Annotated in this window: 15 protein-coding genes; 6 read left to right on the forward strand and 9 right to left on the reverse strand. The window is 37.3% G+C overall.

Annotated elements, in window-relative coordinates; all coding sequences use genetic code 11:
* Positions 1–833 precede the first annotated feature (833 nt).
* Positions 834–1,622 (forward strand): TIGR00266 family protein, encoded by a 789-nt coding sequence (locus ABVT42_RS15235; RefSeq protein WP_353896515.1) that lies wholly within the window; start codon positions 834–836, stop codon positions 1,620–1,622.
* 358 nt (positions 1,623–1,980) lie between these two features.
* Here the strand turns inward: ABVT42_RS15235 and ABVT42_RS15240 are convergent, their stop codons facing one another.
* The gene (locus tag ABVT42_RS15240) at positions 1,981–2,592 is read right to left on the reverse strand and encodes a protein-methionine-sulfoxide reductase heme-binding subunit MsrQ (RefSeq protein WP_353896516.1); all 612 of its coding nucleotides are present in this window, start codon (positions 2,590–2,592) and stop codon (positions 1,981–1,983) included.
* Between the two features lie 49 nt (positions 2,593–2,641).
* Entirely contained in the window at positions 2,642–3,598 is a 957-nt protein-coding gene (gene msrP, locus ABVT42_RS15245; protein WP_353896517.1) for a protein-methionine-sulfoxide reductase catalytic subunit MsrP, read from the reverse strand.
* A 386-nt stretch (positions 3,599–3,984) separates the two neighbouring features.
* On the opposite strand from msrP, the gene ABVT42_RS15250 reads away from it, so the two are divergent.
* Together ABVT42_RS15250 and ABVT42_RS15255 are read left to right on the forward strand one after the other, a co-directional pair.
* Entirely contained in the window at positions 3,985–4,257 is a 273-nt protein-coding gene (locus ABVT42_RS15250; protein WP_353896518.1) for a DUF3579 domain-containing protein, read from the forward strand.
* A 116-nt stretch (positions 4,258–4,373) separates the two neighbouring features.
* Entirely contained in the window at positions 4,374–4,799 is a 426-nt protein-coding gene (locus ABVT42_RS15255; RefSeq protein ID WP_353896519.1) for a DUF4124 domain-containing protein, read from the forward strand.
* 161 nt (positions 4,800–4,960) lie between these two features.
* Here ABVT42_RS15255 and ABVT42_RS15260 read toward each other — a convergent pair whose 3' ends face one another.
* Together ABVT42_RS15260 and rlmKL are read right to left on the reverse strand one after the other, a co-directional pair.
* On the reverse strand, positions 4,961–5,233 hold the full coding sequence (locus ABVT42_RS15260; protein WP_353896520.1) for a glutaredoxin family protein: 273 nt from the start codon (positions 5,231–5,233) through the stop codon (positions 4,961–4,963).
* Between the two features lie 147 nt (positions 5,234–5,380).
* A complete protein-coding gene (gene rlmKL, locus ABVT42_RS15265; RefSeq protein WP_353896521.1) occupies positions 5,381–7,567 on the reverse strand; it encodes a bifunctional 23S rRNA (guanine(2069)-N(7))-methyltransferase RlmK/23S rRNA (guanine(2445)-N(2))-methyltransferase RlmL in 2,187 nt (728 codons plus the stop codon).
* 397 nt (positions 7,568–7,964) lie between these two features.
* Here rlmKL and ABVT42_RS15270 point away from each other — a divergent pair, with 397 nt between their 5' ends.
* On the forward strand, positions 7,965–10,979 hold the full coding sequence (locus ABVT42_RS15270; protein WP_353896522.1) for a YfiR/HmsC family protein: 3,015 nt from the start codon (positions 7,965–7,967) through the stop codon (positions 10,977–10,979).
* 236 nt (positions 10,980–11,215) lie between these two features.
* Here ABVT42_RS15270 and ABVT42_RS15275 read toward each other — a convergent pair whose 3' ends face one another.
* The 4 genes from ABVT42_RS15275 to ABVT42_RS15290 form a co-directional block, all read right to left on the reverse strand.
* Positions 11,216–12,244, reverse strand: a complete 1,029-nt coding sequence (locus ABVT42_RS15275) for a quinone-dependent dihydroorotate dehydrogenase (RefSeq protein ID WP_353896523.1) — start codon at positions 12,242–12,244, stop codon at positions 11,216–11,218.
* 95 nt (positions 12,245–12,339) lie between these two features.
* Positions 12,340–15,018: a type I DNA topoisomerase gene (gene topA, locus ABVT42_RS15280; RefSeq protein ID WP_353896524.1), complete on the reverse strand. Its 2,679-nt coding sequence runs from the start codon at positions 15,016–15,018 to the stop codon at positions 12,340–12,342.
* 398 nt (positions 15,019–15,416) lie between these two features.
* On the reverse strand, positions 15,417–17,933 hold the full coding sequence (locus ABVT42_RS15285; protein WP_353896525.1) for an ABC transporter permease: 2,517 nt from the start codon (positions 17,931–17,933) through the stop codon (positions 15,417–15,419).
* On the reverse strand, positions 17,920–18,615 hold the full coding sequence (locus tag ABVT42_RS15290) for an ABC transporter ATP-binding protein (protein WP_353896526.1): 696 nt from the start codon (positions 18,613–18,615) through the stop codon (positions 17,920–17,922). The genes ABVT42_RS15285 and ABVT42_RS15290 overlap by 14 nt, the downstream gene beginning before the upstream one ends.
* A gap of 104 nt (positions 18,616–18,719) precedes the next feature.
* Here ABVT42_RS15290 and ABVT42_RS15295 point away from each other — a divergent pair, with 104 nt between their 5' ends.
* Together ABVT42_RS15295 and megL are read left to right on the forward strand one after the other, a co-directional pair.
* The gene (locus ABVT42_RS15295) at positions 18,720–19,418 is read left to right on the forward strand and encodes an arylesterase (RefSeq protein WP_353896527.1); all 699 of its coding nucleotides are present in this window, start codon (positions 18,720–18,722) and stop codon (positions 19,416–19,418) included.
* Between the two features lie 281 nt (positions 19,419–19,699).
* Positions 19,700–20,905 carry a methionine gamma-lyase gene (megL, locus tag ABVT42_RS15300; protein WP_353896528.1) on the forward strand — a complete coding sequence of 402 codons (1,206 nt, stop codon included), beginning with the start codon at positions 19,700–19,702 and terminating at the stop codon, positions 20,903–20,905.
* Between the two features lie 310 nt (positions 20,906–21,215).
* On the opposite strand, the gene ABVT42_RS15305 is transcribed toward megL, so the two are convergent.
* A complete protein-coding gene (locus ABVT42_RS15305; protein WP_353896529.1) occupies positions 21,216–22,424 on the reverse strand; it encodes an aspartate aminotransferase family protein in 1,209 nt (402 codons plus the stop codon).
* Between the last annotated feature and the right edge of the window lie 178 nt (positions 22,425–22,602).

Consider the following 22,602-nt stretch of genomic DNA (forward strand, 5'->3'; position numbering starts at 1 on the left):
TTTCACAACCCTGTCAACGTTTATTTTTAAAAGTTTTTTTAACTTTTAAACCGCCAACCTTTGCCTCAACTTTGCTTTCGCTTTTCGTTGAAGCGGGGCGCGCATTATACAATGCCTTTCGCCCTTGTCAACACTTTATTGAAATCTTTTTTTCTTCAATAACTCGTTGACTTGCCAGAAGATTTTAGTCTTTCTCAATCTCCCGAAGTGGCGCGCATTATACAGTGCCTTCGCCACCTGTCAATCATTTAATGTCATTTATTTTTGCATTATATCATTGCGTTTAAACTTCCAGTTCGTTTCTTCGTTTCCCCTCGAAGTGGACGCGCATTATAGGCACTCCTCACAACTTCGCAACCTTTTTATGAAACTTTTATTAAATTATTTTTAACTTGGCTATTAAGCATACTAAAAGGTTTAAATTTTGGTCAAAGGTTGTTTGTTTTTTATCTCATTTGTATTTTTTGGATAAGATTACTAAGTTGATATTAATAAAAATCTAGCGACATTTATTCTGAAAGACAGATAAATAATTCGCTATTTAACTCGAGCTATCTATATTTTTTCATCGGTAACTAAAATAAATACCAGCTATCCGGCATAATAGCATTACATTTTGCGCAAAAATCATTCAACATTTAAAAGCAGATACTAAATTTAATTGATACTCTTACTAGGACTCTAAATAAGATTAAGCAATTTGGTAATGAATTTAGAATGGAATAATTGGTTTTTCGTTAGGATTAGTCTCGCATATTTGATTAAATAACAACGAGGCTTGAGTTTAAACTCAAATCATTATCAGCTAGTTTAATTAATAAAAGGTAATAAATATGAGATGTCATGAGGTTGATTACGAAATTATCGGTCACGATATTCAGCTGGTTGAGGTTGAATTAGATCCACACGAAACCGTAATTGCTGAAGCAGGCGCAATGAATTATATGGAACAGGGAATCGACTTTGCTACCAAAATGGGTGATGGCTCAGATCCTGATCAGGGCGTGATGTCGAAATTGTTTTCTGCAGCCAAGCGAAAATTAACGGGAGAATCTATTTTTACGACTCACTTTACTAATACGGATAACCAAAAGCGCAAGGTTGCCTTTTCAGCACCCTATCCCGGCACGATCGTTCCCTTAAACATGGCTCAATTTGGCGAAAAAATTATTTGCCAAAAAGACTCATTTGTTGCCGCCGCACTAGGTACCAAAATATCAATTACTTTTAATCGTAAGCTTGGCGCTGGCTTTTTCGGTGGTGAAGGTTTTATTTTACAAACCATTGAAGGTGACGGTATGGCATTTATTCACGCAGGTGGCACCTTGGTGAAAAAGGAACTACGCGGAGAAACACTACGCGTAGATACGGGCTGTATTGTCGGCTTTACTAATGGTATTGACTACGATATTCAACGAGCTGGCAACTTAAAATCAATGATTTTTGGTGGTGAAGGTTTATTTTTGGCAACTTTAAGTGGTCATGGTACTGTCTGGTTACAAAGCCTACCATTTTCAAGATTTGCAGATAGAATCTTTGAAAATGCCCCTAGTCATGGCGGAAGCGATCAGGGTGAAGGTTCAATTTTAGGTGGCTTAGGTAGAATGGTTGATGGAGATTAAGTTTAAAATTGCTAGATAGATATGTCAGCAAAGATTGTTTATCTGCGGGTCGGTCATAAAACATAGCCTAGCATGGGCAAAGTACTAGCTTATATTAGGCCGACTTGAATAAAAGTTAAACACGTACCTGAGCACAGCAAAAAGTTAGTTGCTATGTGAAATAGATTGAAGAGCTTACCTGTAATTACTCACCAAATTTATAATTCAGCAATCGACTAGCTCACCAATAGTCCAACTCACAAAATGCTGGATTTACCGAGTTGTTGCATGCACCATCTCTAACGGTCGTAGTTTAATCTGAATAATACTCCTGTTTATAATCTCAAATAAAAATTATCCAGGTTGGAATTTGATATAGTTACTCTGCCCGCCGCCGCCAGAAATTAAATGAAAAATTTAGAAAGGATTTGTCATATATTCGACGCATGATAAACAACAGTATCGCCCAGATAATATAAATAAGCGGTTCATTTAGATCTGATTTGCTTTGCCATATAAAATGTATCAATACCAGAATAATAATGAAATAAACAAGCTGGTGTAATTTTTTCCAACGCTGCTTTAACCTTCTTTGTGCAGCCTTGGTCGATGTCAATACCAATGGAATTAACCCTATAAATGCCAACATGCCAAACCAGATGTAAGGCCGCTCAACCGTTTCATTGATGAATTCACTTAAGTTAAAATCCAATATAAAAATAAAGTAACTTAACAAATGCAGTAATGAGTGAAATGCGGCATATAATCCGAGCATTCGCCGAAATTTAACCCAGGGAATATTCGGGATTACATATCTTGCAGGCGTCATACTTAAAGACAAGAGTAAAAACACCATCCCCCAGTAACCTAACTCATGTAATAGTTTTTCTTGCGGATCGGCCCCTAGTTGATTCGTGAAAATTCCGAAAATTAACCAAGTTAATGGCAACATTGCGGCAACATGAGCAAAAATTCTGACTGTTTTTATCATTGACTAAAACAACATTATCTTAAAAGTTTTGATATTTAACCTAAATTCCCTAAAAATAGCGGGTTAAATCGATACCTTTGTAAAGTTCACTGACATAATCGCCATAGCCATTAAACATTTTAGTCGGTATCTTTTTTACACCAAAAAATGACTCATCAGAAATACGCCGCTCCGTAGCTTGACTCCAACGTGGATGATCAACCTTGGGATTTACATTAGCGTAAAAGCCATATTCATTTGGAGCGCGTTTATTCCAGGTTGATTCAGGCTGCCTAGTTGTAAAACGTATAGAAACTATTGACTTAATACTTTTAAAGCCATATTTCCAAGGCAATACCAAGCGAACTGGTGCACCATTTTGGCCCGGCAAATTTTTTCCATAAACACCTGTGGCTATAAACGCTAAAGGATTCATCGCTTCAGCCATTGTAATCCCCTCGGAATATGGCCAAGGCAAGGTATGCATTCCAAATGTTCCTCGCTTTTGTCCTGGGAAAACTTTGCTGTCGTGCAGGGTTTTAAACTCAACAAATTTTGCTTTAGCCGTGGGTTTAACTCTTTCTATTAATTGACTGAGTTGAAAACCATACCATGGAACAACCATCGACCAAGCTTCAACACAACGTAACCGATAAATTCGTTCTTCCTGATTAACCCAGCTTTTGATATCACCCAATGAATAACTGCCACCATTTTCAACTTCACCACCAATTTCGATTTTCCAATCATCTCCTGGTTTAAAGTCTTTTGCCATTTCAGCTGGTTTTTGTTTACTCGTCGAAAACTCATAAAAATTATTATGATGTGTAATAACATACTCACTACTTAATTGGTCTTGGAGCGCTTTTCCCTGTAAATTATTTTTTGAGTCGGCACCAGCATAAAACGCATAACCTAAGCCAAAAGACGCAGCCCCCCCCACTAAAGAACGAATAAACTCTCGTCGTTTCCAAAATAAATTTTCTGATGTAACAGAAAACTCTTTTTCATCAGAATTAAATTTCATTCAATACCTCGATTTATATTTTATGACCCAACATAATTTCCATTTCAGTTAATAGACTAAAAGCTAATTAACTTGTTACACGCTACAAGGAAAAATAACTGCTTTATTCCAAGGACACCGATAAATTTAGAAATACCTATAAAAGACGATAGCGACATTTTATGGTTCTTCATGTCGCATATTAATATACGCAAGAATTAGGAAATAATAGCGAAGCTTTTTATATTTGCTAAACTTAGTAATGAATGAATACCGTTCAAGTCAAATTCAAATCGGGTTTCAAATTAAATTAATTCGATAGCAACCTGATTCGGGTCTATTGACTTTAACAGGTAATCTGGCATCATGCCGCGCGACCAACAAAAATGTATGAGAAGTCATTACCAATGAATCAAGTTGATTTCACTCGATTGATCCTAAAAGGGGTCACTATCGAAGGTAGCAAATTTCGTCCTAGTGACTGGGCAGAACGTTTATGTGGTAATTTGTGTACTTTTCGAAATCGACGTATGTATTATTCTCCACTATTACGCCCCGCAGTTATCGAAGGTATCAAGTGCGTTATTGTTGATTCAAAACTTAAGCAAGAGCATGCTAATTTACTTAATGATGTAATCCACTTTGCCGAAAAGAACCATTTACAAATAGAAAAAGAGTAATAAGCATCTCAAAATTAAAGATTTTTTAATAAAATTCTTAACTTTTAACCCTATTTAAGTCTATATTAGCCATATTGGTTTTTTATCAGGTATCTTGTATGAAAATAAGTATTTTATTGTCCATTTTCTTGGTTTTAACTTCGGGATTTGCACTTTCCGACTCGGACGATCAGTACATTTATAAATGGAAAGATTCTGAAGGTATGGTTCACTACACCGAAAGAAGACCTGAGCCAGGAATAGAATATGAAAAAGTCCGTCGGCCATCAAATAAAGCATCTTCTAGCGTTCCAGTCAATAAAGTTGAAGAAAAGATAGAAGAGTCAACTGACAAAAAAGATGATCGATACACGGCTTGGCGTAAAGAAAACTGCCGCATTGCAACAGAAAACCTAGATGTTCTGCAAAACGCATCCAGAATCGCACAAGATGACGGCCAAGGCGGCACTCGCTTAATGACCGACGAAGAGAAAGCGGCTCAAATTAAACAAATGCAGGAACAGATTCAGAAGTTTTGTACTAAGAAAACAGACGAACAATAGTCATCATTTTAATCGCCATAGTTTTGAATAACTATGGCTTTATTCTTAATACCTTTCCTGTAACTCTAAATTCGTTTTTTATTTAATAACCTACTTTAATGATTTGACTGCCCTACGAAATTCAAAATAAGACATTTATAACAAACTAAACACGCCAACAATCAAACAGACAAATCCCCGCTCAACCATTCACTTAACTGGTGTAGTTCAAACGGCCAGCCTAATTCTGACCTTTTACCATTATACGCTCTTATGAAAACAGGTATGCGAATTCCGTATTCATCAACTAGTTCATCTTTATCAATGATATCAATAAGTTGCAAGTCAAAGTTTTGCTTGATATTTTCATCATTGGCAACCAGATATTGAAACATAGCATGGGCTTGTTCACATAAGTGACAACCAGCAGTTGTCATTAATTGAATTGTTAACACAGATATCCCTCTACAAAACATGCATATTTGCTAAAAGTAGAATACTCACCAGTCAATCGCTCAGCCAATTTAATAGTCACCACTAACTTGATCATTTGATTGATAGCGCATTCTTTTCTATAAACAATTTGACTAATTAATATTTGATTAAACAGCGTCTGATTTATAAGTTATTTGCCAACAGCGATGTAAGCTACGCCGAGCAAAATCAGGCGTTACGGTTTGTGAAGTGATCTCTTTAACTTGAATACGCTCAGAAGACTCCACCATCATTTCAAACTTTTGAAAATTATTAGAAAAGTATAAAATTCCATCTTTATTGAGTAACTGCAAGCATTGTTCTATCAAGACCGGATGCGATCGTTGAACGTCAAAATGCTCGATCATCCGCTTTGAATTTGAAAAAGTCGGTGGGTCTAGAAAAATAACATCAAATTTTTCATCCAACTTAACCGCTTCGGCGAGCCATTGAACACAGTCTTCTCTGATAAATTGGTGCTTTTGTAAATTGATATGATTTTTATTAAAGTTTCGTTTTGCCCAGTCAAGATAAGTGTTTGATAAGTCGACATTAGTCGTTGATGTTGCCCCGGCGGTGGCAGCATAGACAGAAATACTGGCGGTATAGCAAAACAGATTGAGTAATTTGTGTCCTTTAGCCTGCTCAGCAATTAACTGACGAGTTTTGCGGTGATCAAGGAAAAGTCCCGTATCAAGAAAATCACTCAGGTTAACAATGAATTGACGCCCAGCTTCTTCAACTAAGAAATCATTTGCATGTGCATCGTTGTTCGTGTGCTGGGTCTGGTATTGCCAGTCGCCTTTTTGCTTTTGGCGCTGTTTTAAATAAACCTGATTCCGTGGAATTTGAAAAACACCAGCAGCAACTCGTTCAATATCTTTTAGTCTTCTCAGCGCTAATTTTTCATCAATGTTTTTTGGTGGTCGATATTCCTGTATATGCAATTTATCGCCATAAACATCAATGGCAGCGTTATAATCTGGTAAGTCGGCATCATAAATTCGATAGCAAGAAATGTTTTCACTGTTTAAATATTTTTTTAGCTTCTGGCGATTTTTTTCCAGTCGATGGCATAACTGTAATGCTTGGTCAGTCAGCTTTTCTTTAAAATCTGTTTCGACCTGATTATATGACACACGTTGAACAAATTGTTTTTCTTCAATCGACAAATTCAATAATTCACAAGGGATACTACCATTATTAAATTTATAAATTTTCTTCGCCCTGACACCCAGTGCGTGACCAAATGCTTTATCAGGTGACAATACTGAAGCTCGCCATCCCACAAACTGACTTTTCAACAATTGACCCAGTTGAGTATATAAAGCTTTGACTTCTTCAAATTCGCCCAATCGTTCACTATATGGCGGATTAACGATAATTAATCCCTTTTCTTCTGGCTCAATAGGTAGAGCCAGTTGTTCTACCTGATCGATGCCACCAATAAAAACCTTTATTTTTTCTTCTAAAGATAATAAAGCACAATTCATTTGTGCATTTCGAACGGCGCGAGGGTTAATGTCACTTCCGATAATGGTTACACCTGACTTATTCAGCCCCTGCTCTGCTCGCGCCTTTGCTTCATCAACTATTTGTTGCCATAGTGGCGCATTAAACTGCTGCCATCTTGCCAATCCATTATGTTCGCGATGCAATCCTGGCGCAATATCATAGGCCATTAATGCAGCTTCTAGCAAAAATGTGCCAGAACCACACATAGGATCATAAATAACTCCTTGCGGCTCAGCAGACCAGCCTGCACGGATCAGCAATGCAGCAGCCAGATTCTCTTTAATTGGTGCACTCCCCCCAGTAATTCGATAACCTCTTCGGTGCAGTGCCTGACCAGCTAAATCGATCGATAGTGTAACTTTATCTCGCTTGACGCGACAATGAATCACAACATCGGGTTCGTGGAACTCAACATCGGGACGCTTTTCATCGTTGTCAGCAAAATAATCAACGATAGCATCTTTAATACGCTGTGATATATATTGTGTATGTGACAACTTTGAGCGAAAACTCTGAGAATTAACCAGAAAACAACCACCCGATGGAATATGCTGTAGCCAGTCAATCAATGAAGCCTGTTGATAAAGCATATCATCGTCTTTCGCCTCGAAAGTTGCTATTGGATAAAATAATCGACTGGCTACCCGGCTCCACATGAGCACTCGATAAGCACCGGCCCAGTCACTTTCAAATTTAACCTGCGACAAACCTTCTTTAGGATTATCAATTTGTAAAGACTTTAGTTCATCAACCAGTAAATACTCCAAATCTTTGGCACAGGTCGCAATAAATTGAGGCATGAAGAAGGGCCCTATAGAAAAACAAAAGATAACAGTTTATAAAGGCCAGATTATACGCTGCTCTAACAGTTTAAACACGAATAATAACAGTTTAATTACTTTGATTTTTATTATTCAAACATAATAATCAATAATATAATGGTGATTTTATATCAGACTGTAAAAAACATGTTAGGCTGGAAAAGCAGTTAAAATCGGCTAATATTGGTTATAAATATGTTAATGATATTACGTAGTAATTATAAAATAGTACACAAACCTGCCATAGCACTAACAAACCGATTAAATTTAAAACAATTTCGATTTATGGAAAATCTGATAGATGGTGCGTAAAAAGCCTCAATTCCGCAAACCTAATTATTTCTTTAACTTCCGACACTTTAAGGCTAAAGCCTGCTTGTTGATAAATAATAGACAAAATCAACATACTTTTGGTTTAAACTCTCTTTCACATATTTTTCAGTTAATACTCTTGCTAATGTTAGGGACAATCTGGCTTTTACCAGTAAATGCGGAACAACAAGCCACACCTAACATGGAACGAGCGAAAGTCATTACAGCGTTGCTCAAAGAGATTAAATGGGCTAATCATCAATCAAAAAAAGACATTCGCTTAGGAGTGATTGGACAATCTGATGTGCTGGTTGATTTGCTAAAAAAACAAATCCCACAAACATCACCAGTTTTAATCTCTAAAGAAAACGCACAAAACGCATCGCGCAAGCATCAACCTTATGATATTTTATTTATCCACAATCAACATGATCATATTTTACCGCTCATCACCTCAAAACTCGCCGATAGCAATACCATTGTTATTTCAGAAAATACTCAGCACAAGATATTCTCAACAATTAACTTACAATTTATAAACGGCGGTATCAAGTCATTTGAAATCAACCCCATAAGTTTGGAAAATAGTCACTATAAATTAACACCAGCCCTTTTAAAACTTGGTGGTAAAACACTTAATCAACAAGAGCTCATGCAACACGCTAATCAAGCATTCATTAATCAGAATGATTTGCTACAGCAACAGCAGATTTTAGTCAGTCAATATCATGCTCGAATGAATGATTTGCAACAAAATAATACAGCTGCGCCAAACAAAACTTATATTATTTCGAGCGAACAACAAAACTCACTATTACAAAAACAAAAGCGCAACCTGCTAGCACAAAGTGAAACTATTAAAACACAGCAAGGCTGGTTAATTTTTGTCGGTTCGTTATTGTTAATCATAAGTGCTTCTCTCGGGGTAATCATTTATTTAAATACCGCAAGAAAGAAATCTAACTATGAATTAATGCAAAAAAACATCGCACTGAACAATGCACAAAAAGCACTTAGAATAGCACGAGATCAAGCACAACTAGCCAATGAAGCAAAGTCATCATTTCTAGCCAATATGAGTCATGAAATTCGGACACCAATGAATGCCATAATTGGTATGCTTCATTTAACCCAAAAAACAGAACTGTCAAACAAGCAAGAAAATTATATTCAAAAAATTGATGCAGCTGCCAACTCACTTCTCAAGATCATCAACGACATTTTAGATTTTTCAAAAGTTGAAGCGGGTAAATTGACTATTGAAAATATTGAGTTTGATTTATCCAAAATATTGGATAATCTCACTCACTTAACAGGAATAAAAATACAACAAAAAGATCTTGAACTATTATACGATATAGACCCGCAAATTCCTGAAAAATTAATTGGCGATCCTTTTCGTTTAACTCAAGTACTTATCAATCTAACCAACAATGCAATGAAATTTACCGCTTCGGGTTTTGTTAAATTATCTGTTGAATTAGATAGCATCAAGAATGATAAATTAAAGCTTTACTTTAAAGTATCAGACTCTGGTATTGGTATGACTAAAGAAGTCTGTGAAAAATTATTTAACCCTTTCGATCAAGCTGATAGTTCAACCACTCGAAAATTTGGTGGGACAGGGCTTGGTTTAGCAATATGCAAAAAGTTAGTTGAGTCAATGGGTGGTAATATTTCAGTCAGTAGTAGTCCTAATCAAGGCAGCATATTTCAATTTACGGTTGAATTGGGATATCACTCTTCTACTAATATTTTACAGCGAGCTGAAAAATATCAGCCATTAAATAACTTTTGTTTTTACAGCTTTGTTACCAGTGTACAAAATGGCTCAATTATTCAATCAATCTTGCATAACTTTGAATGCCATTTTATTAGTTGTTCAACACTTGATGAATTTGTCGCGCAATTAAATCAAAACCCTAACTTTAAACCCGTATTAATGATTGATTTTTCGCTGGCAGAAAAATACCAATTACCAATAATTCAATTGAAAGAACAGCATCAATTTCAGCTGGTAATTCTCTCCGTGACAATTTGTGAACAAGAAACTCAGCAGTTGAAAAACTTAAAACCCGATCTTGTCATCAAAAAACCGCTTACCCCGTCTTCAATTCTCGATGGTTTGATGATACTCAAAGGGATAAAAAACTCAATTAAAAAATCCAGTCGTCTGGTTTATTACGCAGATAAAGATGAGTCCGCCAAAATTTTGGAAAAGCTAGCAAGTGCCCATGTTTTAGTTGTCGAGGATAATGAAATTAATCAAGAAGTTGCCAAAGAAATTTTATCACAAATTATCGGTAAGGTTACACTTGCTAATAATGGTGCAGAAGCCGTTAAATTAGTTTGCCAAGAAAAATTTGACTGCATATTAATGGATATACAAATGCCCATTATGGATGGCTATGAAGCAACCCGAACAATTCGTCAACAATATTCAAAATTGGAGTTGCCGATTATTGCCATGACGGCCAATGCACTTGGAACTGACCGAGAAAAATGTCTTGCTGTGGGTATGAATGAACATATTTCAAAACCTATAAAAATTGCCGAGTTGTTTCAAGCATTAAATTATGAAATTAATCGTAATGACAATTATAATTTTGAGCATAATAAGCAGAGTATTTCACCTGTTTCACTTACAAAAAGTACTTCTAAAGCTTTAGATAACATGGACAACACAACTTTATCTAATGCCAAAAAGCAAACAGTTACCGAAACCGATACTGATATTAATATTGATGTCGAAAGCGGTAGTGAAATGATGGGAGGCACCCAGGAATTTTTTGACCTATTGGATAAATTCAAGTCTCAACAAAGTGATTTTATTAAGCGATGTAATCAATTCTATGCAAAGCAAGACTTATCTTATATTGCAAAAGAAGCGCACAATTTAAAAGGGGTCTCAGCAAATTTATTTATTCATCAATTACCAGAGCAAGCACATCATTTAACGCAGGCTTGTCGGCAGGAGAATAGAAATCTGGTCAAACAAAGGCTAGAAGAGCTTGGAGTAAGTTTAAGCAACGTATTTCAACAGATCGAGCGATTAAATCGGCAGAAAGTACAAGATTAGCTCTGCACATTGGCATTCAAAAGAAATGTTTTATTGAGTGCTCAAGACAATGTTAAAAATTTTAGCGAATGATTTATCCAAAGATATCCAAACCATTGGTTTTAATTTGCCCGAGGTCATTTAAATCCAATTCATTTAATAGTAAGTCATTTAATCCAAAGTTATTTAACATCAAGTTATTTAACATCAAGTTATTTAACATCAAGCTATTTAAACTGAATTTATTTGGCCTAGAATTATTTAGCCAGCCCCTTTGCTATTTGTGGTATTAAACCAGGTCCCTGGTATATGAAACCCGAATAAATTTGCACTAATGAAGCACCTGCTTGTATTTTTTGCTGTGCTGTTGCAACGCTATCAATACCTCCAACACCAATAACAGGAAATGCGCCATCAATAAACTTGACTAATTGTGCAAGAACTTGCGTGCTTTGTTCAAACACAGGGCGCCCACTCAAGCCGCCTTGCTCATCGGCATACTTTAAGTGCTCAACACCCGCGCGTGAAAAAGTTGTATTCGTAGCGATAATGCCATCAACCTGATGATCAACAAATGTTTTTGCCAAAGACTCAATTTCAACCTTTGACAAATCAGGCGCAATTTTTATTAATACAGGAATTCGGCGGCCAAATTGCTGTGCCAGGGAATCTTGCTTAGTTCTAATTGCACTCAACAATTGGCTTAATGCTTCACCAAATTGTAACTGTCTTAAATTAGCCGTGTTGGGTGAAGATATATTGACGGTAATATAGGACGCATAAGGATAAACTTTTTCCAAACAAATTAAATAGTCATCAACTGCTTTTTCGACTGGTGTATCAAAGTTTTTGCCTATATTAATACCAAGCACACCCGTATATTGAGATTGCTTAACATTAGCTATCAATTGATCAACACCTAAGTTATTAAATCCAAATCGATTAATTATTCCATTGGCTTGAGGTAAACGGAACAATCTTGGTTTTGGATTACCCGGTTGTGGTCTTGGAGTTACTGTACCTACCTCAATATGCCCAAACCCCATTGCAGCAAAAGCATCAATGCAAGCACCATTTTTATCGAGTCCCGCCGCTAACCCTAATTTATTGGGAAATCGAATGCCAAATAATGTAACCGGATCTTCAACCAGTTTTTGCGTAATTAATCCTTTAAAAGCAGAGTGTTGAATTTTATTTAACCAAGAAAGTGTTAAGTCGTGGGTCTTCTCAGCGTCTAGGCAAAATAATAAATTTCTAATAAGCGGATAAGTGACATTCAACATCATGAGGTGAGGGTTTAGCTAAATAAAATTAACCGACATTATAACGCGAGCCATTTAAAATGTCGCGCCAAGTCGGTTAATTCTATCTCAAAGAATAATTATTTCTTAGTTGCCGTTTTTTTCTTGGTGGTTTTTTTAACCGCCTTTTTCACAGCTTCCTGCCATCGGTTATCAATATAATGCGCAGTCCAACCGGTGGCTTTAGCATCTTTTTCAGTCATCACATACTGTTCTTTATTTTTTCGACTAAAGCGTAAAATTGCTTTATTTCCATCAGGATCTTCTGTTGGAGCCGAAGTTAAATAACTGAATTTTGGATCGAGTTCATCTTTAACCGTCAACAGCTCTTCGACGGTTGGAGCCCGAGTTTCTCTATTTTTAGGAAACTGACTGGCAGCTAGGAATAAACCTGAAGCACCATCACGTAGGACATAGTGATCATCAACTTTCTGACACTTTAAATCAGGCATCGCAATAGGGTCGGCCTTTGGTGGAGCCGCTTCACCGTTGCGTAATAATTTGCGAGTATTTTTACATTCTTCATTAGTACACCCAAAATATTTACCAAAACGGCCTACTTTCAACTGCATCTCACTACCACACTTATCGCAATCGATTATCGGTCCGTCATAGCCTTTAATTTTAAAACTACCTTCTTCAATAAAGTAGCCTTTGCACGTTGGGTTATTACCACAAACATGTAATTTTTGATGTTCATCAATCAAATAACTATCCATTGCTGATTCGCAAACTGGACAGCGTTTCTTGAGCAACAGGTTACGACTTTCAGCCTCTTCATCTTTATCAACAGCTTCAATTTCATCACCAGGAATCAAATTCATCGTATGTTTACAGCGCTCTTTGGGAGGTAATGAAAATCCGCTACAACCTAAGAAGGTCCCCATTGAAGAATTTCGAATCATCATGTTATTGGTCTGACAACTTGGACAAATCATATCCATTTCAACAGATTTAACATTATCCATACCGCCTTCTTCAGCGGGCAATTCAGCTTTACCTAACCGTTCCGTTAAATCAGCATAAAACTCGCTAAGCGTTTGTTTCCACTGTTTGTCGCCATTTGCAATAATATCCAGAGTTTCTTCCATGTTGGCGGTGAAAGAATAATCCATCAAATTATTAAAGCTTTCAGATAATCGGTCAGAAACAATTTCACCAATTTTAGTTGCATAAAAACGTCGACTTTTGACGACTACATAGCCGCGATCCTGAATAGTAGAAATAATTGATGCGTAAGTTGAAGGCCGACCAATTCCGCGCTTTTCAAGTTCTTTAACTAATGCGGCCTCACTATAACGCGGTGCAGGTTTGGTAAAATGCTGTTTTGGTTCTAATGATGATAGTTTTAAAACTTGTCCTTTTTCAACAGCAGGTAACACAATATCATCATCGTTTTTCGATTTAGGTGGCTGCACTTTAGTCCAACCATCGAAGCGCACAACACGCCCTTTAGCGGCTAGTTTAAAATCACCTGCCATCACAATCAAACTAGTGACATCATAAACCGCATCGGTCATTTGGCAGGCAATAAATTGTCGCCAAATCAGGTTGTATAGTTTGACCGCATCATCATCTACATTTTTTAGATGTTTTTCTACAGTACGAGCATTCGTAGGACGAATTGCTTCATGCGCCTCTTGTGCCCCTTCTTTATTCGAGTAGTTGCGTGGCGAATCGGGTAAATATTTATCGCCATAATTTTCCTGAATGTAGTCACGACACATATTTAATGCATCACCGCTCAGAGTTGTTGAATCGGTTCGCATATAAGTAATATAACCCGCTTCATAAAGACGCTGAGCCAACATCATGGTTTTCTTAACATTAAAACCTAATCTGGTACTTGCCGCCTGTTGCAAAGTAGAGGTAATAAACGGAGCTCCCGGCTTACTTTTAGAGGGTTTAGACTCACAGCTATCAATAACAAAAGACTGCGCTTTTAAAATCGCCTGTAATTGATCGCTCTGTTGTTTATTTTCTGGACGATACTTTTCATTTTGATAACGTCTAACCTCTAGCTTCAGCGGCTCAGTATTTTCCGTTAGCGTATTGGCCCATAAAGTCCAGTATTCATCGGGGATGAATGCTCGAATTTCCCGTTCGCGTTCAACGATAAGCTTAACAGCTACGGACTGTACTCGTCCGGCCGAAAGCCCACGTGAAACTTTTTTCCAAAGTAACGGTGATACCATAAAGCCCACAACGCGATCTAAAAATCGTCTTGTTTGCTGAGCGTTAACGTAGTTCATATCTAATTCAGAAGGATGAGAAAAGGCTTCCTGAATTGCTTTTTTGGTAATTTCGTTAAATACAACACGCTGATATTTGTCGCTGGCACCACCAATTTCTTCTCTCAAATGCCAGGCAATGGCTTCCCCCTCACGATCCAAATCCGTTGCGAGAAAAATTTTATCAGCATCTTTTGCATAGCTTTTCAGCTCTTTGATAATTTTTTCTTTACCCGGAAGAACCTCATAAGTTGCTTGCCAGTTTTTTTCCGGATTAATTCCCATCCGTTTAAACAGTGCTTCTTTAGCAACCTTTTGTTTATGTTTTTGTTTAGCTTCTGGAGATAGCTTACGGGTTTCCGCAGCTTTTCGAGCGCGTTCTTTTGGATCAACTGGCGAAGTAGCAACCTTGGTCGGTAAATCTCTCACGTGACCAACACTTGACTTTACAATAAAATCATTGCCAAGGTATTTATTGATTGTTTTCGCTTTTGCCGGTGATTCGACAATAACTAATGACTTACCCATTCGAAGTATATCAACGTTCCAAAATAGTAATAGCGGTAAATATTGGTCTTTAGTTTTCTAATGACTTACTTTTTAACGCTTACACTATATTTAATTAATTGAATAAATTTAGACTAAAAAGTCTCCGAGTTAAACCAGTTAAGTATAAAATCTTTATCGCCAACAGAGTGATAAAACCGTCGCGAATTAATCGCAATCAGTCTGCAAAAATATCAATTACGCTTACTTAACTACCCCCAGAGAAGATAATTCCCTGATTTTCGGGGATGTTCCTTTTTTATTTTATGGCGAATTACCCAGCCCGAGTCAACCATTAATTTGGCTTTTTTTATCTTTATAGTGCAATCGTTTATTTTTGCAACAAATTTAATTCGATTATTTCGCGATGATAATTGTCCTTAGGAAGCGTTATCTCCCTGACGAAGTAATACCATAGGTGAAGGTGAAGTGACTCTTTTAACGCCTCTCCAGGATGCCAGCAGCATCAGAATAATCGTTGCAGCGGGTAAAATAGCCCACAATTCCCAGTGTATTTCAAAAGGTATTTCAAAGACTTGTTGATAGAGAAAATAAGATATTGTTTCTACCGCAGCAATAGCCATCACTGAAGAAAGTAGCGCAAGCCACAAATATTCAAAACGGAAACTTCGCACAATAAATGATTTGCTGGCCCCTAAGGTTCTTAAAATAGCTGAATGTCGGTATTTCGCTTCAAAAGTATGCTCAAGCGCAGCCCAGAGTAACCCCATTCCGGCAGTAACCACAAATATCATAATGAGTTGCACAGCACCAGAAACTTTATGAATGATACTTTGTACTTCTTCTAATATCAGGTCTAGCTCAACAATTGTGATGCTTGGATAAGTTTTAACCAGCTCCGCTAATAAAGGCTTTTGTAATTTGGGTAAGCGAAAACTAGAAATATAAGTCGCACTAAATTGCTCGAGATTACCCGGCTTGGTAATAATATAAAAATTAGGGGTAAAGGTTTCCCAGTCAATTGAGCGTATACTGGTAATTTGTGCATTCCAGGCCTGCGAACCAATAATAAAATTGAGTGTATCGCCTATTTTTAATTCAAGTGCTTTAGCTGTTTTTTCTTCAATTGAAATTTGATTGTCTGTTGTCGCATCCTGCCACTGCCAGTTCCCATCAACAATTTCATTACCTTTTGGTAGTGATTCTGACCAGGTAATGTTCAATTCACGTCGCAAAGAATTGTGTTGCTGCCCTTCCTCTGACACAGCAGTTTTAATATCTTCGCCATTGATGCCAACAATACGCCCTCTGATCATTGGATAGAGGCCAGAGAAAGTTAAATGATTTTGTTCAAAAAAGTTTTGTAATTGTGGCACTTCATCAGGCTTTATATTGACCATAAAATGGTTTGGTAAATCATTACCGAGGCTTTGTTGCCATTTCGTCAGTAATTCACTTTTAATTAACACTATCAAGGCAATCACAAAAAGAGTAATACTAAATGCCAGTAAATGTAGCAGTGTAATATTTTTGTTCGCTTCTAATTGTCGTAAACTGAAATTGACAGCCGCACTATTACTTTTTGCCATTTTTTTCAATATTTTTAAGATAGTTACCGCAAATAAAGTAAAGATGACTGTCACTCCGGCCAGCCCCAGAATGACGGTTAATATTAATTTGATATTCCCTGCCTGCAACCACATGACAAAAGTAATCGTTGCAACAGCAATGCTATAAACTAACAATCCATTTAATCCCATTGGGGTTAATTGACGGCGTAAAACCCGCATTGGTGAAACAGCTTTTATTTGAATTAATGAAGGAAATGAAAAACCAAATAATAAAATTATCGATGCAACCAGTGGCAAAGCTAACACGGCGTAATTAGCCGCAGGCAGATTATCAACAAACTGTTCCGCAAAAAAGAAAACGATCACTTCCTGAATTATTATGCCAAGTAAACTGCCAACTAAAACACCGCTAACACACACAAAAATTAAAACCAATGCAAATATTTTGAGGACTTCAGTATTTGTCATACCAAAACTTCGCATCAACGCGCTAGTATCAAATTGACGACGCGCATAACGGTTAGCCGACATAGCAATCGTAACGCCCAACAAGATCATCGTTAACAGGCTGGATAAACCAATATACTGCTTGCTGCGAGTGATTGCAGAACCGGCTACTGGTGACTCATCATAAACAGTACGAAGGCGTTGCGAAGTAGTAATTTGGAGTTTTAATTTGGCAGCAAATGATTGTATATCAGATGGCTCTCCGGCGAATAAATATTGATAATAAATTCGGCTTCCAGGTTGGATCACTTGAGTAGTGGGTAAATCTTTTACATTAATAATTGCACTTGGAGAAACATTAAACAAGGTATTTCCCTGGCCCGGTTTTAACATCAAAACGCCAGCAAATTGAAAGTTTGCATAACCCAACTCTATGGCTTGATTAGATTGTATTTCAAGCATATTAAATATTCGCGGTTCGACCCAGATTTTACCACTGTCAGGAGCGCGATTCATCAGGCGGTTTTGTGCATAAGGCGTATCAGCAATTTCAACACGACCTTTCAATGGATAATTGTCGGAAACTGCTTTAATTGATGATAGTTGCAATTTGTCATTAGCAAAAAGAACACTGGAAAACTCTACACTAAGCGCTTGTTCAAGGTTTAATTCTTGCGCCAGACTTAACCACTGAGGATTAATTTCTTGTGGAGAAGAAATAACCAGATCAGCGCCTAAAATATCAGCAGCCTCTCGTTCAGTGGCACTTTCAATTCGATCGATAATCAAATAAATCACACTGATTGATGCCATAGAAATACACATGGCAAACAACAAAACCAACAAATCTCCTCGATGCCAATCGCGCTTGAATATTCTAAGAGCAATATTAAAAAGCAAACCATTACCGACTTTCATTATTTTGCACCTGCGCTGTTCTGCTGCTAATTATTTTTCCACCATTTAATGTTAATGATTCCTGACATAACCCAGCAAGATGTGTATCGTGCGTGACCAATACTAAAGTGGTATTTAACTCTTCATTCAAGGCAAACATTAGCTGAATAATCTTTTCACCTGTCGCAGTGTCCAGATTACCAGTTGGTTCATCAGCAAATAGCAGTTTTGGCTGAGTTACAAATGCTCTGGCGATGGCAACTCTTTGCTGCTCTCCACCAGAAAGCTGGTTGGTATAATGTTCCAGTCGGGCGCCCAATCCAACTTTAGTTAACATTTCTCGAGCTTTTTCTCGAGCTTTATTGTCACCACGCAACTCTAAAGGCATCATGACATTTTCAAGTGCAGTCAAACCAGAAATTAACTGAAAACTCTGAAAAATAAATCCAATAGTTTCTTTACGCAAATAAGCGCGTTCTTCTTCGCTCAACTCAAATAACGATGTTTGATTGATTTCTACACTACCTTGAGAGGGAGAATCTAATCCAGCCAAAATACCTAACAATGTTGTTTTGCCTGATCCTGATTCGCCCAATATTGCCAGACTTCGACCACTCTCAAGCTGAAAAGAGATATCATCCAGTATGGTTAGTTCGCTATTGCCGGTGAAAACTTTCTTTGATAATTTTTTTGCGGTTAACATTTATACACTCATTTGTGATATTCAAGCTTGAATGAATTATGCTAGATTGTTAATAATAAAATGACTTAATTCACACAACTAATTTGATGGTAAATCGATTTTTGATGAAAACAATTACTTTTATACGATGTTTTTTTATCTTTGTCTCACTTTTCACTTGTCAGTATTTATTTGCACAAAATACCACCAACCAACAAAGCCCAAAATCTCATGCTTCACTATCAATTTTGGTTTTTGGAGACAGCTTAAGTGCAGCATACAACATTCAGCGCGATCAAGGTTGGGTTAGTTTGTTACAAGATTTTGTGCACCAGTCTTATCCTCAAGCTGTAATTACCAATGCCAGCATCAGTGGAGAAACTACCGATGGTGGTTTAGTGCGCTTACCGGCAGTATTAAAGCAAGTTCAACCAGATATTGTAATCCTTGAACTGGGTGGAAATGATGGTTTAAGAGGCTTTAATTTAGCAACAACCCGTGTGAACTTGCAAAAAATGATCGAATTAGCCCGCCAACATCAAGCACACGTGCTGTTAACTGAAATTCAGCTTCCCCCTAATATGGGAAAAACCTATACACAGCGTTTTGCCCAAATTTACAGTGATTTAAGCCTAGCCGACGATGTTACTTTGATTCCTGGCTTCTTAACAGAAGTAGGACTTAATCCCGAATTCATGCAGCCAGATGGCCTACACCCTAATGCAAAGGGACAACCAATTTTAATGCAAACGGTGTGGCGATATTTAAGCCCCTTAATAAAAGAATTAAACACGTCTGATTTGACCTCACACCAAAGAAAATAAGATAATAGCCACCGCAATATGCGATTATTTAAATTTAATCGCTATTTTGTACTTAGTTGATGACTAATTAACCCCAAACTTCAAAGCATTTTCTTTTTATTTATTCTTAAAAAACACACAATAACATTATTATATTTTTATTTTTAAAAATACATCAAAATTTTATTGCGGCCTAATTAAATCTCAATATACTTTAAATCTGTTTTCTATCAATTTTAATTAGCTATTCACTGTTAATTCAATTATTTTGGTTCAGTGAACGGGAAATAAAGGAAGCCTTTATGACAGATTCAAAGCATATTGAAACGCTCACCATTCATGCTGGCAAAATTAAAGACAAGCAGTTTGGTGCATTAAGCACCCCTATTTTTCAAACTTCGACATTTACCTTTGAAAATGTTCAGCAAGGCTCTGCCCGATTTATGGGAGAAGAAGAAGGCTTTATTTATGGTAGACTTGGTAATCCAACAGTGCGTGAACTTGAACTGCGCATGGCGGCATTAGAGTTTACTGAAGATGCAGCCGCATTTGGCTCTGGAATGGGCGCTGTATCAGCTACTTTGCTGGCTAACGTCAGTCATGGCGACCATGTCGTTGCATCAGCAGCACTCTATGGCTGTACATTTGCCCTGTTAAATCATAAGTTTGCGGATTTTGGTATTGAGGTCAGTTTTGTCGATATGACCAACGAGAACGAAATTCGTGCAGCGATAAAGGAAAACACTAAAGTTATTTATTTTGAGACACCAGTAAATCCTAATCTGGTTGTCATTGATATTGCCATGATCGCGAAAATAGCCAAAGATCACCGCTTAATCTCGATAGTAGACAATACATTTATGTCGCCAGCTCTGCAAAATCCAGCTAAATTCGGCATTGATTTAATAATACATAGTGCAACAAAATACTTAAATGGTCATGGCGATGTTATTGCAGGAATTACTTGTGGCAGTAAAGAACAGATAGAAAATATCAAGCTAACGACGCTAAAAGATATGGGAGCCGTCATGAGCCCTCAAGATGCCTGGCTTGTCATTCGCGGTTTAAAAACATTATCCGTCAGAGTTGAGCGACATTGCAGCAATGCCCAAAGAGTTGCAGAGTATCTCGAAGCACATCCACGTATTAAGCAAGTCAACTACCCAGGCTTAAAATCGCATCAGGGTTATTCGCTGCTAGGCCAGCAAATGCGTTCGGGCGGCGGTATCATGGCTTTTGAAATTGAAGGCAGTTTCGATGATGCAGTTCACTTTATGAACAACCTGAAAATGTGCTCAATTGCGGTCAGTCTGGGTGATGCAGAAACACTGATCCAGCACCCAGCTTCAATGACTCATTCACCATATGAGCCTGAAGAAAGAGCTGCGGCAGGAATTAGTGAAACACTGGTTAGGCTATCAGTTGGACTGGAAAATGTTGAAGACATTATCGCCGATCTCGCTCAGTCACTAGAATCAATGGAAAACAGACTGAAACAAGTCATATAAAAATCGAAAAGCATTTAATTTAATTTAATTCAATGCTTGCAAATGATCCTTTTCAGATCATTTTCCTCTGAACAGTTCAAATGTCTGGTTTACTACTGAGTCAACCAGACTTTGAATTTAACAGTCAGTTCATGATAAATCCCTAAATCTCATCCAATTAACACCACCTAAAATTAAAGTCATTTTAAGAATATAAATCAGGTATAAAAAAACATAAAAAAAGAGCGATATAATCACTCTTTTTTTGTCATATAAACCTGTTTTTCAACTGGGTAAATATTTATAGGCATTCTTGAATCACAAGGTATTGTTATCCGTTTACAACTTTGGCAACTGCTTTTTCGAATGCCACCATACCTTTCTCAATTTCGGCCTCTGTAACCACTAATGAGGGTGCGAATCGAATAACATCAGGACCAGCCATCAAAATCATTAAATTCTGTTCCAATGCTGCAACCATAAAGTCACGAGCTTGTCCGAGATATTTTTGATTAAGCGCGGCACCAATTAATAAGCCTTTACCTCTAACCTGTTCAAAGACATCATATTTTTCATTAATCATTTGTAATTTGGCTTCAAAAAGCGCTCGTCTTTCATTGACTCCATCGAGTAAAGCTTGGTTGCTAATTAAGTCAAATGCTTTGCTCCCCACAGCACATGCCAACGCATTACCACCATATGTGCTACCGTGACTCCCCACATTTAAAGCTGTCGCAAATTTTTCTTTTGCTAACATTGCCGCAATTGGGAATCCACCGCCAAGTGCTTTGGCACTGGTCAACAAATCAGGTTCGACACCATAATCCATATACGCATAAAGCTGACCAGTCCGCCCCATGCCAGTTTGTATCTCATCCAAAATCATGATTGCATTGTATTTGTCACATAACTCTCTGACTTTCTGCATGAATTCCTGAGTAGCCGGAATAACCCCACCCTCACCTTGCACAGGTTCAAGAACAACAGCACAAGTTTTATCGCTAATGCTTTTTTCCAGCATTTCAATATTATTAAATTCCAAATGGGTGATGCCTTGCGGTAGCGGACCAAATCCTTGAGAATATTTTGGCTGTCCACCCACGCTAACAGTAAATAATGTACGTCCATGAAATGCTTGCTTAAATGCAATTATTTCATGTTTCTCTTCACCATAGTTATCAAAAGCATACTTACGCGCCAATTTAAATGCAGCTTCGTTGGCTTCACCGCCAGAATTGGCAAAAAAGACTTTATCAGCAAATGTGGCATTGACCAGCTTTTCAGCCAACTCCAAGGCCGGCTCATTGGTAAATACATTGCTTAAATGCCATAGTTTCTCAGATTGTGATTTAAGTGCATTAACCAACTCAGGATTACAATGACCTAACGCATTAACTGCGATTCCTCCAGCAAAATCAACATATTCGTTACCCTCTTTATCCCACAGACGAGCCCCCTCACCTTTCACCGGAATAATTTTAAGTGGTGAATAATTGGGAACCATGACCTTATCAAATGTTTCCCGAGATACGTTTGACATATATTTATTCCTGTAAACTAAAATGACTGTTATTAATATTTGAATGATTTGAAAATCAACAAGCCCTATCATCGCTAATTTCGTTACGAGTTTCCAGTATTTAAAACCAATTAATGAGAATCTCGGTGAAATTGCGCTGACATGTCGATTAACCTTACTCAATAATTAGCATAGCGAT

Origin of the sequence: Aliikangiella maris (assembly GCF_040719265.1) — a bacterium.
GTDB classification, from domain to species: Bacteria; Pseudomonadota; Gammaproteobacteria; order Enterobacterales; family Kangiellaceae; genus Aliikangiella; species Aliikangiella maris.

Excerpts from the sequence above, each read along its gene's own strand:
- ABVT42_RS15235 (WP_353896515.1), top strand. The coding sequence starts at position 834 with ATGAGATGTCATGAGGTTGATTACGAAATTATCGGTCACGATATTCAG.
- ABVT42_RS15240 (WP_353896516.1), bottom strand. The coding sequence starts at position 2,592 with ATGATAAAAACAGTCAGAATTTTTGCTCATGTTGCCGCAATGTTGCCA.
- msrP (WP_353896517.1), bottom strand. The coding sequence starts at position 3,598 with ATGAAATTTAATTCTGATGAAAAAGAGTTTTCTGTTACATCAGAAAAT.
- ABVT42_RS15250 (WP_353896518.1), top strand. The coding sequence starts at position 3,985 with ATGAATCAAGTTGATTTCACTCGATTGATCCTAAAAGGGGTCACTATC.
- rlmKL (WP_353896521.1), bottom strand. The coding sequence starts at position 7,567 with ATGCCTCAATTTATTGCGACCTGTGCCAAAGATTTGGAGTATTTACTG.
- ABVT42_RS15275 (WP_353896523.1), bottom strand. The coding sequence starts at position 12,244 with ATGATGTTGAATGTCACTTATCCGCTTATTAGAAATTTATTATTTTGC.
- topA (WP_353896524.1), bottom strand. The coding sequence starts at position 15,018 with ATGGGTAAGTCATTAGTTATTGTCGAATCACCGGCAAAAGCGAAAACA.
- ABVT42_RS15285 (WP_353896525.1), bottom strand. The coding sequence starts at position 17,933 with ATGAAAGTCGGTAATGGTTTGCTTTTTAATATTGCTCTTAGAATATTC.
- ABVT42_RS15290 (WP_353896526.1), bottom strand. The coding sequence starts at position 18,615 with ATGTTAACCGCAAAAAAATTATCAAAGAAAGTTTTCACCGGCAATAGC.
- ABVT42_RS15295 (WP_353896527.1), top strand. The coding sequence starts at position 18,720 with ATGAAAACAATTACTTTTATACGATGTTTTTTTATCTTTGTCTCACTT.
- megL (WP_353896528.1), top strand. The coding sequence starts at position 19,700 with ATGACAGATTCAAAGCATATTGAAACGCTCACCATTCATGCTGGCAAA.
- ABVT42_RS15305 (WP_353896529.1), bottom strand. The coding sequence starts at position 22,424 with ATGTCAAACGTATCTCGGGAAACATTTGATAAGGTCATGGTTCCCAAT.